11 protein-coding genes and 2 pseudogenes are annotated in these 11,670 nt (G+C 60.9%); 5 read left to right on the top strand and 8 right to left on the bottom strand.

Going from position 1 to position 11,670, the window contains the following annotated elements; all coding sequences use genetic code 11:
* Positions 1 to 141: 141 nt before the first annotated feature.
* A pseudogene (locus FQ185_RS19705) lies at positions 142 to 291 on the bottom strand (LysR family transcriptional regulator); the annotation flags it as partial.
* A gap of 114 nt (positions 292 to 405) precedes the next feature.
* On the opposite strand from FQ185_RS19705, the gene FQ185_RS19700 reads away from it, so the two are divergent.
* Positions 406 to 1,008 carry an NADPH-dependent F420 reductase gene (locus FQ185_RS19700; protein WP_149418879.1) on the top strand — a complete coding sequence of 201 codons (603 nt, stop codon included), beginning with the start codon at positions 406 to 408 and terminating at the stop codon, positions 1,006 to 1,008.
* A 100-nt stretch (positions 1,009 to 1,108) separates the two neighbouring features.
* Here the strand turns inward: FQ185_RS19700 and FQ185_RS19695 are convergent, their stop codons facing one another.
* Genes FQ185_RS19695 through FQ185_RS19685 form a run of 3 tightly spaced genes read right to left on the bottom strand, consistent with a single transcriptional unit; the run spans position 1,109 to position 3,702 of the window.
* Positions 1,109 to 2,290, bottom strand: coding sequence for an acetyl-CoA C-acetyltransferase (locus FQ185_RS19695; protein WP_123367263.1), 1,182 nt, complete (start codon positions 2,288 to 2,290; stop codon positions 1,109 to 1,111).
* 11 nt (positions 2,291 to 2,301) lie between these two features.
* Positions 2,302 to 2,967, bottom strand: coding sequence for a CoA transferase subunit B (locus tag FQ185_RS19690; protein ID WP_054051104.1), 666 nt, complete (start codon positions 2,965 to 2,967; stop codon positions 2,302 to 2,304).
* Between the two features lie 36 nt (positions 2,968 to 3,003).
* Positions 3,004 to 3,702 carry a CoA transferase subunit A gene (locus FQ185_RS19685; protein ID WP_149418878.1) on the bottom strand — a complete coding sequence of 233 codons (699 nt, stop codon included), beginning with the start codon at positions 3,700 to 3,702 and terminating at the stop codon, positions 3,004 to 3,006.
* 151 nt (positions 3,703 to 3,853) lie between these two features.
* On the opposite strand from FQ185_RS19685, the gene FQ185_RS19680 reads away from it, so the two are divergent.
* Positions 3,854 to 4,753, top strand: coding sequence for a LysR family transcriptional regulator (locus tag FQ185_RS19680; protein ID WP_149418877.1), 900 nt, complete (start codon positions 3,854 to 3,856; stop codon positions 4,751 to 4,753).
* Between the two features lie 107 nt (positions 4,754 to 4,860).
* Here the strand turns inward: FQ185_RS19680 and FQ185_RS19675 are convergent, their stop codons facing one another.
* The gene (locus FQ185_RS19675; protein WP_149418876.1) at positions 4,861 to 5,703 is read right to left on the bottom strand and encodes an NAD-dependent protein deacetylase; all 843 of its coding nucleotides are present in this window, start codon (positions 5,701 to 5,703) and stop codon (positions 4,861 to 4,863) included.
* An 88-nt stretch (positions 5,704 to 5,791) separates the two neighbouring features.
* On the bottom strand, positions 5,792 to 6,838 hold the full coding sequence (locus FQ185_RS19670; RefSeq protein WP_149418875.1) for a class I SAM-dependent methyltransferase: 1,047 nt from the start codon (positions 6,836 to 6,838) through the stop codon (positions 5,792 to 5,794).
* A gap of 246 nt (positions 6,839 to 7,084) precedes the next feature.
* On the opposite strand from FQ185_RS19670, the pseudogene FQ185_RS19665 reads away from it, so the two are divergent.
* The 3 genes and pseudogenes from FQ185_RS19665 to FQ185_RS19655 all read left to right on the top strand — a co-directional run.
* Positions 7,085 to 7,756: pseudogene (locus FQ185_RS19665) on the top strand (acetamidase/formamidase family protein); the annotation flags it as partial.
* A 142-nt stretch (positions 7,757 to 7,898) separates the two neighbouring features.
* The gene (locus FQ185_RS19660) at positions 7,899 to 8,738 is read left to right on the top strand and encodes a DUF692 domain-containing protein (protein ID WP_149418874.1); all 840 of its coding nucleotides are present in this window, start codon (positions 7,899 to 7,901) and stop codon (positions 8,736 to 8,738) included.
* Positions 8,731 to 9,486, top strand: a complete 756-nt coding sequence (locus tag FQ185_RS19655) for a DUF2063 domain-containing protein (RefSeq protein WP_149418873.1) — start codon at positions 8,731 to 8,733, stop codon at positions 9,484 to 9,486. Before FQ185_RS19660 ends, FQ185_RS19655 begins: the two co-directional genes overlap by 8 nt.
* A 114-nt stretch (positions 9,487 to 9,600) precedes the next feature.
* On the opposite strand, the gene FQ185_RS19650 is transcribed toward FQ185_RS19655, so the two are convergent.
* On the bottom strand, positions 9,601 to 10,902 hold the full coding sequence (locus FQ185_RS19650; RefSeq protein ID WP_149418872.1) for an ATP-binding protein: 1,302 nt from the start codon (positions 10,900 to 10,902) through the stop codon (positions 9,601 to 9,603).
* Positions 10,899 to 11,639, bottom strand: a complete 741-nt coding sequence (locus FQ185_RS19645; protein ID WP_149418871.1) for a response regulator — start codon at positions 11,637 to 11,639, stop codon at positions 10,899 to 10,901. The genes FQ185_RS19650 and FQ185_RS19645 overlap by 4 nt, the downstream gene beginning before the upstream one ends.
* Positions 11,640 to 11,670: the final 31 nt, after the last annotated feature.

Below are 11,670 nucleotides of genomic sequence, written 5' to 3'. Positions count from 1 at the left end.
TGTGCCACATCCCTCAAACCCGCGCTACCGGAACAGTAGTCCTGCACTGCTGCCAGTTTTACTTGCTCTGTGTACTTACCCATGACACCCCCAAAGGTTGTGTTCAACCTTTGGGGGTCAGTTCACTTCGCGTGGGAACGATCATTTGTGCGCAAACGCCTCAACCACAAAGTCGATGAACACCCGAGTCTTGGCCGGCATCAACGTCCGGCTCGGGTAGTACAACGAGATCGGCCCCGCATCGGCGTGCCAGTCGGGTAACAGGCGCACCAATTCGCCGCGCTGGGTTTCCATGGCTGCCACCTGCTAGTAAAGCTTGAAAATCATTCAAGGCATTACCGACTAATCAGGTGTTAATGACAAGCGCAGTATTCACGCCATCAACCACCCTCGGAGTGAATACCCGTGAGCACAATTGGAATCATCGGCGCCGGCGCAATCGGTGCAGCTTTTGCCAAAGCACTGTCCCGTCAGGGCATTGAAGTTGTCATCGCCAATAGTCGCGGCCCGCAAACCCTGGCTTCGCTGGTGGAAGAACTCGGCCCGACGGCACGCGCCGGCACCCGCGAAGAAGCGGCGGCCCAGTCGATTGTGCTGGTGGCGGTCAACTGGTCGAAATCGCCGACCGCGCTGGCCGGTTTGCCTGATTTTGCTGGGCGGATCGTAATCGACGCGAATAACTCGATCGAGGCGCCGTCGTTCAAAGCGGTGGATTTGCAGGGACGGATGTCCAGTGAAGTGTTTGCCGAATGGGTGCCCGGTGCGCGGGTGGTGAAGGCGTTCAATCACCTGCAGGCGCGTTTTCTGGAAAGTGATCCGGCAGCGGAGGGAGGGCGACGGGTGCTGTTTCTCTCGGGTGATGATGCCGATGCGAAAGCTCAAGTGGGGGTGCTGATCGAACAGCTGGGCTTCTTCGGGATCGATCTTGGGGAATTGAGCGTCGGGGCGCGGCTGGTGCAGTTTCCAGGCGGTCCGCTGCCAGTGCTGAATCTGGTGAAATTCGCCTGATGGCCAGACAAAAAGAACCCGGTGCGACGTGAATCGCACCGGGTGTTTTGCCAAACGGCGAACGGATATTCGTGGGTCCCCGCGCCGTCTGTTGAACGCTTTACGCCCGTTCGATCGCCAGTGCCACGCCCTGACCACCACCGATGCACAGGGTGGCGAGGCCTTTCTTGGCGTCACGCTTGATCATTTCGTGCAGCAACGTCACCAGCACACGGCAACCCGACGCACCGATCGGATGACCCAGGGCGATGGCGCCGCCGTTGACGTTGACCTTGTTCAAGTCCCATTCCAGGTCCTTGGCCACCGCCAGAGATTGTGCAGCGAAGGCTTCGTTGGCTTCGATCAGGTCCAGTTGGTCGATGGACCAGCCGGCCTTGTCCAGACAACGACGAGTCGCGCTGACCGGGCCGATGCCCATGATCGCCGGGTCGACACCCGCGTTGGCGTAGGCAGCGATTTTCGCCAGCACCGGCAGGCCCAGCGCCTTGGCTTTTTCGGCGCTCATCAGGATCACCGCAGCGGCACCGTCGTTCAGCGACGAGGCGTTACCGGCGGTCACCGAACCGTCCTTTTTGAAGGCCGGTTTCAGTTTGCCCAGGGCTTCGGCAGTTGTGCCGGCCCGTGGCTGTTCGTCGGTAGCGAAGGACAGTGGATCGCCCTTGCGCTGAGGAATCAGGATCGGCGTGATCTCATCGGCAAAACGCCCGGCTTCGATGGCCGCCGTGGCTTTCTGCTGCGAGGCCGCGGCGAAGGCGTCTTGCTGTTCGCGGGTCAGGCTGTACTTGTCTGCCAGGTTCTCGGCGGTGATGCCCATGTGGTAATCGTTGAACGCATCCCACAGGCCGTCGCTGATCATGGTGTCGACGATTTGCGCGTGACCCATGCGCAGACCGGTGCGCGCGCCGGGCATGACGTAGTTGGACAGGCTCATGTTTTCCTGGCCGCCGGCAATGATCACGTCGGCATCGCCGCAGCGAATCGCCTGAGTGGCCAGATGCAAGGCTTTCAGGCCCGAACCGCAGACCTTGTTCAGGGTCATGGCAGGCACGGTGAAGGGCAGGCCGGCCTTGATCGCGGACTGGCGCGCAGGGTTTTGCCCGGCGCCGGCGGTCAAAACCTGGCCCATGATCACTTCATCGACTTCAGCAACGTCCAGGCCGGTTTGCGCCAGCAGTTGGCGGATTACCGCAGCGCCGAGGTCAACGGCGGAAACATTCGCCAGGGCACCCTGGAAACTGCCGATGGCGGTACGGGTGGCGGCGACAATGACGACTTCTTGCATGGAATGATTCCTCACTGGGCAGCGAACTGCATTTCCGGAACGTGATCCGGCACGATCAGTTTACCGGCGGTCTTGGCGACAATCTCTTCGACGCTGACGCCCGGCGCACGTTCTTTGAGAATGAATGCGCCGTTTTCGATTTCAAGATAAGCCAGGTCCGTCAGCACACGCTTGATGCACCCGGCGCCGGTCAGCGGCAGGCTGCATTTGGACAACAGCTTGGACTCACCGTCCTTGGACGCGTGGGTCATGATGACGATGATGTTGTCTGCTCCGGCCACCAGGTCCATGGCGCCGCCCATGCCCTTGACCAGTTTGCCGGGAATCATCCACGAGGCGATGTTGCCTTCGACGTCCACTTCAAACGCGCCCAGCACCGTCAGGTCGACATGACCCCCGCGAATCATCGCGAAGGACTCGGCCGAGGAAAAGATCGAAGCGCCGATACGCGCGGTCACGGTTTGTTTGCCGGCGTTGATCATGTCGGCATCGATGGTTTCTTCAGTAGGAAAGGGACCCATGCCGAGCAAGCCGTTTTCCGACTGCAGCATGACTTCCATGCCTTCCGGGATGTAGTTGGCGACCAGGGTCGGAATGCCGATGCCCAGGTTTACGTAGAAGCCGTCCTGCATTTCGCGGGCGACGCGTTGAGCCATTTGTTCGCGGGAAAGTGCCATTGTTGTTATTCCTTCATTCGGTCCGGGGGCAGGGGATCACTTACGCACGGTGCGCTGTTCGATGCGCTTCTCGAACGTGCCGCAAATAACCCGGTCGACGTAGATGCCAGGGGTGTGGATCTGCGCCGGGTCCAGCTCGCCGGGTTCGACGATTTCTTCGACTTCGACCACGGTGATCTTGCCCGCGGTGGCGGCCAGCGGGTTGAAGTTCTGGGCGGTGTGGCGATAGATGACGTTGCCGAAATGGTCGGCTTTCCAGCCTTTGACGATGGCGAAGTCACCGGTGATGGACTCTTCCATCAGGTACTTGCGGCCATGGAATTCGCGCACTTCCTTGCCTTCGGCAACCGGAGTGCCGACGCCGGTGGCGGTGAAGAATGCCGGGATGCCGGCGCCGCCAGCGCGCATTTTTTCGGCCAGGGTGCCTTGAGGGGTCAGGACTACTTCGATTTCGCCTTTCAGCAGTTGGTCTTCGAACAGTTTGTTCTCGCCGACGTAGGAGGCCACCACCTTGCGAATCTGCCGGTCTTCCAGCAGCACACCGAGGCCGAAACCATCGACGCCGCAGTTGTTGGAAACCACGGTGAGGTCGCGCGTGCCTTTGCGCTTGATCTCGGCGATGAGGTTTTCCGGGATCCCGCACAGGCCGAAGCCGCCGGCGATCACGGTCATGCCGTCTTCAAGACCTGCCAGAGCTTCCTCGTAGGAACTCACGCGCTTGTCGAAACCTGCCATATGCACCTCTTTTATTCTTTGTGGGCGGCTGGCTAGCCGTAATGGAATGGAGTGTCTCGCTGAAGGATTTATTTGTTAAGTTGATTTTTAAGGTTGATTGATAGATAAAACTCACCAATCAATCATCCGTACTACGTTGGAGCCAGTGGTCATGACAGTCAAGCAGATCAGGGCATTTTTGGCAGTGGCCCAGAGTTTGAGTTTTGCCGTGGCCTGCGAGCGGTTGCACCTGTCGCAATCGGCGTTGAGCCTGACCATCAAGGCGCTGGAGGAGGGGCTGGGCGGGCGCCTGTTCACCCGCAATACGCGCAATGTCGCGCTGACGGCGGAGGGAGAATCACTGCTGCCACTGGCACGTCGCCTGATCGCTGACTGGGATAACGCCGAGGATGAGCTGCGGCAACGCTTCACCCTTCAGCGCGGGCGGGTGACGCTGGCGGCAATGCCCTCATTTGCCGGCAACCTGCTGCCGCCGATCCTGAAAACCTTCCGCGCGCGCTATCCCAAGGTCAACGTCACGGTGAATGACGTGATCAACGAGCAGGTGCTGGAGATGGTGCGTGACCGGCAGGTTGAGCTGGGGGTGGCGTTTGAGCCGAGTCAGAGTTCATCGCTGGCATTCACGCCGTTGTACATGGATCGTTTCGTGGCAGTGGTGCCGAAAGATTCTCCTTTTGCCGAACGGGAAGACATCGATTGGCAGACCTTGCTCAAGGAACCGTTCATCACTTTGCAGCGACCGTCCACGGTGCGGGTGATGCTCGAAGAGCACTTGCAGTCGCGGGGGATGAAATTGCCGGTGGAGTTTGAAAGCCATCAGTTGGCGACGGTTGGGCGGATGGTGGCCAGCGGTTTGGGGGTGAGTGCAGTGCCGGCGTTGTGTGTCGGGCAGATGCGGGAACTGGGCGCACGGTGCATTACCTTGCGCGATCCGGTGGTGGAGCGGGCGATCGGGGTGTTGACCAAGCCAGGGATTGAACTGTCGGCGGCGGCGCAGGCGTTGTTCGATATTCTTAAAGCCGAAAACCTCGGCCAGCGCCTCGACCGCTGATCGTTCCCACGCTCCGCGTGGGAACGCCGCCAGGGACGCTCTGCGTCCCTTCGAGAGCCGAACGCGGAGCGTCCGTTGAGGCATTCCCACGCAGAGCGTAGGAACGATCATCGGGACAGGCGTTGCGTCAGTAGGGGTAGAAGCCGCTCACACGACGCCTCTATTTTCAAATCCAGAAGGTCATCCGCCCGTGTCTTGCCCAAATTAATCGCAATCAACGGCTTTCCCTGATCCGCCACCGCCCGGCACAACCGAAACGCCGAATACGCCATCAGCGAAGACCCGACCACCAACAGTCCCGCAGCCTTGTCGACCGCCGCCATCGCCTTTGCCGCCGTCACCTGCGCCACATTCTCGCCAAAAAACACCACGTCCGGCTTCATTCGCTCACCGGCGCAATGCGGACAGTGGGGCACCTGAAAGCGCGCTTCAAATGCTGCATCCAGCAGCGTATCGCCATCCGGCGCTTGCACCGCATCTACCCCGGCCAGGTAGGGATTCTGCGCTTCCATCAGTCGTTGGATCGAATCGCGCTCGCTGCGCTGTCCGCAGTCAAGGCACAGCACCCGGTGCAGGCTGCCGTGGAGTTCGATCACGTCATGGCTGCCGGCCTGGTCGTGCAGGGTGTCGACGTTCTGGGTGATCAGCCCGCTGATCTGCTGCGAACTTTGCAAACTGGCCAACGCTTCATGGGCCACGTTCGGCTGGGCCTGACGCACCCGCGGCCAGCCGAGCATCGCCCGCGCCCAATAGCGTCGCCGGGACTCGGGGGCCGAGAGGAATTCCTGATACATCATCGGTTGCCGACCGCGCCGCACGCCTTGATTGTCGCGGTAGTCCGGAATGCCCGACGGGGTGCTGATGCCGGCACCGGTCAGGACCACAAACGGTTGATTGGCCATCAGCTGCTGGAGCCGGTCGAGTTGTTCTTGGAGGGGGCTGTCGAGCATGGTTAACACTGCGCAGGACCTTGAGTGTCAGCAGGGTAGCATTTGTGGATCGCCCGGACAGGTGGCCTGTCCGGGCGATGATCGGTGTTTACTTGCGCGCCTCCAGTATCAGGTTGAACGGCGTTTCCGTGGCCCGCCGAAAAGTTTTGAACCCCGCCTCGGTGAATACCTTGCGCAACCGCGCCTCGCCCGCCTGGGCGCCGAGCCCGAGGCCGACCTCCTGGGACAGCGAGTTCGGTGTGCAAATGAAGGTCGATGCGGCGTAGAACAGTCGGCCCACAGGGGTAACGTTGTCGTCGAGCGAATCGTTGGCGAACGGTTCTACCAGCAGCACCGTGCCGTCCGGTTTCAGCGAGTCATAGGCGTGCTTCGCCGCGCCTACCGGGTCGCCCATGTCATGCAGGCAGTCGAAGTAGCAGACCAGGTCATAGTCGTCGCCGGGGTAGCTTTTTGCGGTGCCTTGGAAGAACCGCGCACGCCCGGACACACCGCCTTCTTCGGCGCGCTGGGTGGCGACGGTGACGGAAGGCGCGTGGTAGTCAAAGCCGACGAACCGCGAATCCGGGAACGCCTGGGCCATGATCACGGTTGACGCTCCATGCCCGCAGCCGATGTCCGCCACCTTGGCACCGGTCTCCAGTTTGGCAACCACGCCTTCGAGGGCCGGCAGCCATTCGGCGATCAGGTGCGCTTTGTAACCAGGGCGGAAGAACCGTTCCGTGCCGCTGAACATGCACGGATGGTGATCACCCCAGGCCAGCGCACCGTTGCTGCGCATGGCGTTGACCAGTTTGTCCTTGTCATGGAAAAACGACGCGACCACCCCGACACCGCCCGCTATATAGACCGGCGAGTCTTCGATCGCCAGCGCCAGGGCTTGCTCTTCGGGCAGGCGGAACTGGCCATCCTGGTGTTCCATGTAGCCAGAAGCGGCGTGGGCGCTGAGCCATTCGCGCAGCAGGCGGGTGTTGCAGCCGGTTTTGTCGGCGAGTGCTTCAGGGGTGACTGGCTGGCTGTCGGCCATGGCCCGGTACAGTCCGAGTTCTTCGCCGAGGATGACGTTGGCGAGCATCGCCGCGCCGCCCATGTCGTTCACCAGTTTGCCCATGAATTCATTGAGTCTGGCCTCGTCCATCACGTGTGCTCCTTCAGCAGGATCACGGTCCAGAAGCCTTGTTTTTCGAGGCGTTCACCTCTGGGCGGTGGTCGTGGGAATGAACAGGACGATAAGCTCGTCCTGAGTGCATTAAGTTTAGTCCGGGGTCCACGTACCGCTGCCCGGAGCGACGAAATCTACTTTCCCTGACTTACACCGGCCCGCTCCCACAGGGTTCAGAGGTGAGTGCAAAGATCGCATGTATCTCAATGTATCCAGCCCCCCTCTCGATACCGTGCCCAGTGCGGCATCGATCATCCGGCCAGCCATGTCGAAGGCATCGGCGAGGAGGCGATTCATTGCAAAAACTGGGGTGCCGAGGTCAGTGCGTTTCGCTTCAGCCACGGCTACGTGATCGTGTTCGATGCGCGAGGGCTGCGTGCTGATTTGCCCGGTCAAGGTGCCGGGTGCGGGGGCGTACATGGGCGACATGCACGCCCAGCAAGGCAACGGCGAGATCGCCGGGCATGCCACTGATTGCTCCGGAGAAACCGAAGTGCAGGTGCAAGTCATCAAAAACCTGACGCTCGAAGGGCCGGTCCTCCTGCAAAACCTCGACGACCTGCCACCCATGGCCCGGCCGATAAATGCCGAGCAGCGCCAGAAAGTTCGTGAACTGGGCGAACGCTGGGGCCACCACGAAATCGAGCAGAGCGGCTGATCACCTTTATCGGCAGCGGCGAGAACCTCAACGTCGCGGTGGAGAACGGCTTGAAACGCGCCGCTTCGGTCACCGGCCTGCCGTATGACGAAGTGCTCAACCGCGCGACCATCACCGGCTCCATCGACATCAGCCGCTTGCCGGGCACCGTTCGCGTGACGTTCCTGTGCCCGATGAACGTGCTGGATCGCATCGGCATCGGCCATGTGGTGCGTGAGAAATACGACTTGCCGTAACGCCATCTGGCGGTTTGTACCACAGTGTGTACAGACCCGCCCGCGATACAACCGCTGCCGTTTTCTGCTGGAGCGGAACACAGACCCGATACACCGTTTCGGTTAACTGTGATTCCGTTTTGGCAACCCTGAGATCGACATCATGCAGACCCCCCTCATATCAACGAAGGCCACCGTCGGGCTAGGCCTGCGTCGCGGTTTAATGAAGGACCTTCAAGCCGCTCCGGTGGGCGATTTCGACTTTCTGGAAGTCGCGCCGGAAAACTGGATCGGCATCGGCGGCGCCCATGGCGCTGCGCTGCGGGCCCTGGCCGAGCGTTATCCGTTGTCCTGTCACGGTTTGTCCCTGTCACTGGGCGGGCCGGCACCGCTGGACGTCGGGTTTCTACAAGAGGTTCGGGGTTTTCTCGATCAGTACAACGTGCCGCTTTACAGCGAACACTTGAGCTACTGCAGCGATGACGGTCATCTTTACGACCTGTTGCCATTGCCCTTTACCGAAGAAGCGGTGCACCACGTCGCCGCGCGAATTCGTCAATCCCAGGACATTCTCGGCCGCCGCCTGGCGGTGGAAAACGTCTCTTACTACGCCGCGCCACAACAGGACATGGACGAGCTGACCTTCACCAACGCGGTGCTGCGCGAAGCCGATTGCGACCTGCTGTTGGACGTCAACAATGTGTACGTCAATTCGATCAACCACGGTTTCGATCCGCAGACTTTTCTGGCCGGTATCGACTCGGGCCGGGTGGTTGCCATGCACGTGGCCGGGCACTTCGATGAGTCCGATACCTTGAAAATCGACACCCATGGCGCCTCGGTGAAACCGGTGGTCTGGTCGCTGCTGGCCGAGGCTTACGCTCGATTCGGCGCGCAACCCACCTTGCTGGAGCGGGATTTTAACTTCCCGGCGTTCTCTGAATTGGTCGCCGAATTGCAAACCATCCGCCGCCTGCAAACCGAAGGGGTGAACCGTGGATAAGCCAAACCTGTTTCATCAACAAAACACCCTTGGCCTTTACCTGCGCGATCCCGATCATTGCGCGCCACCGGCCGAGATGGATGCTGCGCGGGTGCAGGTATATCGCGACCTGGTGTTCGCCAACCTGTCATCGCTGCTCAGCGGGACCTTCCCGGTGCTGATCAAGGTGTTGGGCGATGAGCACTGGCGTTCGCTGGTGCGGATCTTCCTGCGGGACTACCGCGCGCACACGCCGAAATTCGGCGAGATCGCCAGGGAGTTTGTCGAGTTTCTCGCCTCGCAACCGCAAGCCTTGGTCGATGAGCCCTGGCCGCCGTTCATGGTGGAGCTGGCGCATTACGAATGGGTGGAGATGGCCCTGCAACAGTCCGACGCTGAGCCGCTGCCGCCCAGCGATGCCGGGTTGTTGCTGGATCGACCGTTGCAGGTGTCGCCGCTGGCCTGGCCGCTGGCGTATGGCTGGCCGGTGCAGTTGGTGGGGCCGGATTACCAGCCTGAAGCGCCACCGGCTCAACCGACGTTGCTGTTGGTGCGCCGGTGTGAGGACTGGAGTGTGAAGTTTTCCGAACTGAGTCCGTTGGCGTGGCGGTTGCTGCAGCGGATTGAGGAGTTTCCCGAGTTGAACGGACGGGCGCAGCTGGAAGGGTTGGCAGTGGAGGCGGGGACGAGCGGGTCGCCGGAGTTCATCGACAGCGGGCTGGCGTTGTTGCGGCAGATGCACGGGGAAGGAGTTTTGGGGCTTGCATGATCGTTCCCACGCGCAGCAAAGGAATGCAGCCCGGGACGCTCCGCGTCCCTTTCGAGAGCTGGAACGCGGAGCATCCATTGAGGCATTCCCACGCAGAGCGTGGGAACGATCATGCTACTGAGCCGGTAATTTAAGCTCAGCGCACACCCCCCCCCCTTCACGATTACTCAATGCCAACGACCCGCCAATCGCTATTGCCAGCTGCTGCGCAATCGCCAGGCCCAAACCGGTTCCGCCGGTGCTGCGGTTACGTGAGTTTTCCACGCGGTAGAACGGCTCCATCACATGAGCCAATTCCTCCTCGGCAATCCCCGGCCCGCGGTCCATGACTTTTATCGACAAGCTGCCGTCCGCCTTCGATTCCACCCGCAATTGCGCGGCGCCGGCGAATTTGAGTGCGTTGTCCGTCAGGTTCACCAACACCCGCTTCAAGGCATGTGGCCGGGTGTCGATCACCGCGTCACTTTTGCCCCCCAGCTGAACGTCTTTGCCCATGTCCTGATAGTCGAACACCAGGCTGTCGAGGAACGAATCCAGATTGGTGCGGCAACTCTCTTCGGTGGCGCCATGGACGCTGCGGGCATAGGCGACGCCTTCGCGCACCAGGTGTTCCATCTCGCCCAGGTCATTCCAGAGTTTGTCTTTCTCAGTGGAGTCGTCCATGAATTCGGCGCGAAGCTTCATGCGCGTGATCGGGGTCTGCAAGTCGTGGGAAATCGCCGCCAGCAGTTGCATGCGCTCTTTGAGATAGGCCGCGATGCGCGCCTGCATGGCATTGAACGCCTTGGCCGCATGGGCGACTTCGGTCGGACCTTTTTCGTCCAGGTGCACGGCGTGGGTGTTGGGGTCCAGGGTTTCCACCGCTTGCGCGAGACGGGTGAGGGGGCGGATGGCGATTCTCACCGCCAGCCAGGTGCAGAGAATCATCAGCGCCAGTTGACCCAGCAAAACGATAGGCAACCACGGCGACAACGGTACCATCGACGGAAGCACGTCGATCGTCACCGGGCTTCCATCGGCCAGTTTCAGGTGGACCTGAAAGTGTTTTATTGGACCGGGAATGTCGGTCACCGTCATCGGATAATCCTTGCCGATGGCGTCTTTGATCGAGGTCATCGCGATGGGCGTATCGCGCATAGCCGTGCCCGGCGAACCCTCACTCAGCAAATAGCGATAATTACGGCGGTCCAGTTGTTTCAGCCAGCTCATGCGTTCTTCGGCCGGCAAGCGGTCGAGGATGGCGATGGAGGTCGAGACGTCGGTTTCCAGATTGCCGAGCATGGTGTTTTTCGCGCTTTCGTAACGCTCGTAATACTGCGCACCGAAGGACAGCGCCTGCGCGAGGAGCAGGCAGATGAGGAAAATCAGCGACAGCCGTGAGGCGAGGGTGCGGGGCCACCGAATCGAGCGATTCATGACGGTGCCCCGAGGACTTCCACCGGCAGGGAAAACACATAGCCTTCACTGCGCACGGTCTTGATGTAGGCCGGTTCGCGGGCATCGTCCAGTAAGCGCTGACGCAAACGGCTGACCAGCAAATCGATGGAGCGGTCGAACAGGTCGGCGTCACGGCCCTGGGTCAGGTTCAACAATTGATCGCGATTGAGCACCCGCTGGGGATGATCGAGGAACACCCGCAGCAACCGGTATTCGGCGCCGCTGAGGGCGACCATGGTGCCGTCCTCATCGAGCAAGTGCCGCGCCGAGGTGTCCAGACGCCAGCGCCCGAAAGCCAGCAGACGACCGCTTTCAGTGACCACCAGATTAGGCGGCAGCATGCGTGTGCGGCGCAGCACAGAGTTGATGCGCGCCAACAGTTCACGAGCCGCGAACGGCTTGACCAGGTAGTCATCGGCGCCCATCTCCAGGCCAATGATGCGGTCGGTTTCATCATTGCGCGCGGTGAGCATCAGCACCGGGGTGGCCTTGTGTTTGCCGGCGCGCAATTCGCGGCAAAGCATCAGGCCATCGTCGCCCGGCATCATCAGGTCGAGCACGATCAGGTCCACCGGTGTGGACTCCAGGAACGAGCGCATCTGCCGCCCATCCGCCACGACGGTGGTGCGCAGGCCGTTCTTTTTCAGGTAGTTGCCTACCAGTTCCCGGATCTCGCGGTCATCGTCCACGATGAGAATGTGATCGACGTGTTCCATGGGGCCTTGCCTCTGTGGATGGGGATATCAC

The organism is Pseudomonas sp. ANT_H12B, from assembly GCF_008369325.1.
Taxonomy (GTDB): Bacteria; Pseudomonadota; Gammaproteobacteria; order Pseudomonadales; family Pseudomonadaceae; genus Aquipseudomonas.
The sequence above is the reverse complement of the archived record's forward strand: the minus strand, read 5'-3'. Positions and strand labels throughout refer to the sequence as shown.